The following is a 1,367-nucleotide window of genomic DNA, read 5'->3' on the forward strand; positions in this document are numbered from 1 at the left end:
ACCCCCATCCAGTCCATCCTGATCGCGAACCGTTCGGAAATCTCGATCCGCGTGATGCGTGCCGCCGCCGAGCTGAACATCCGCACGGTCGCGATCTATTCGAAGGAAGACCGGCTCGCGCTGCATCGCTTCAAGGCGGACGAGAGCTACCTGATCGGCGAGGGAAAGAAGCCGCTCGCCGCGTATCTCGACATCGACGACATCCTGCGCGTCGCACGGCAGGCCAACGTCGATGCGATCCACCCCGGCTACGGCTTTCTTTCCGAGAACCCCGATTTCGCGCAGGCCGTGATCGACGCCGGCATCCGCTGGATCGGCCCGTCGCCCGACGTGATGCGCACGCTCGGCAACAAGGTGGCCGCGCGCAATGCGGCGATCGCCGCCGGCGTGCCGGTGATGCCCGCGACCGCGCCGCTGCCGGACGATCTCGATGCGTGCCGCGTGCTCGCCGCGGAAGTCGGCTATCCGCTGATGTTGAAGGCGAGCTGGGGCGGCGGCGGACGCGGGATGCGCGTACTGGAAAGCGCTCAGGACCTCGAAACGCTGCTGCCGGTCGCGCGCCGTGAGGCGCTGGCCGCGTTCGGCAACGACGAGGTGTATGTCGAGAAACTGGTGCGCAATGCGCGGCACGTCGAGGTGCAGGTGCTCGGCGATCTGCACGGCACGGTCGTGCATCTGTACGAGCGCGACTGCACGGTGCAGCGGCGCAACCAGAAGGTCGTCGAACGTGCGCCGGCGCCGTATCTCGATCGCGAAAGCCGGCACGCGCTGTGCGAGTCCGCGCTGCGCCTGATGCGCGCCGTGGGCTACACGCATGCAGGCACCGTCGAATTCCTGATGGACGCCGACACCGGCCAGTTCTACTTCATCGAGGTGAATCCGCGTATCCAGGTCGAGCACACGGTGACCGAGATGGTCACCGGGATCGACATCGTGAAGGCGCAGATCCGCATCACCGAAGGCGGCCGGATCGGCCTGGCGGAGGACGCGACGGACGCCGATGGCGCGCTCGTCGCGCGCGCGGCCGGCGTGCCGGAACAGCAGGCGATTCCGCTGAACGGCAACGCACTGCAATGCCGGATCACGACCGAGGATCCGGAGAACGACTTCCTGCCCGACTACGGGCGGCTCACCGCCTATCGCAGCGCGGCGGGCTTCGGCGTGCGGCTCGATGCCGGCACGGCCTACGGCGGCGCGGTGATCACGCCGTACTACGACTCGCTGCTCGTGAAGGTGACGACGTGGGCGCCGACGGCCGCGGAATCGATTCACCGGATGGATCGCGCGCTGCGCGAGTTCCGGATTCGCGGCGTCACGTCGAACCTGCAGTTCCTCGAGAACGTGATCAACCATCCGGCCTTCATCGC

The 1,367-nt window shown here is 67.5% G+C and carries 1 protein-coding gene; it reads left to right on the forward strand.

Annotation, left to right across the window (positions count from 1 at the left end; all coding sequences use genetic code 11):
* A partial coding sequence (locus ACVK00_RS34515) for an ATP-binding protein (protein WP_456826994.1) occupies positions 1-1,367 on the forward strand: 1,367 nt, incomplete at both ends.

The organism is Burkholderia sp. PvR073 (genome assembly GCF_054055695.1).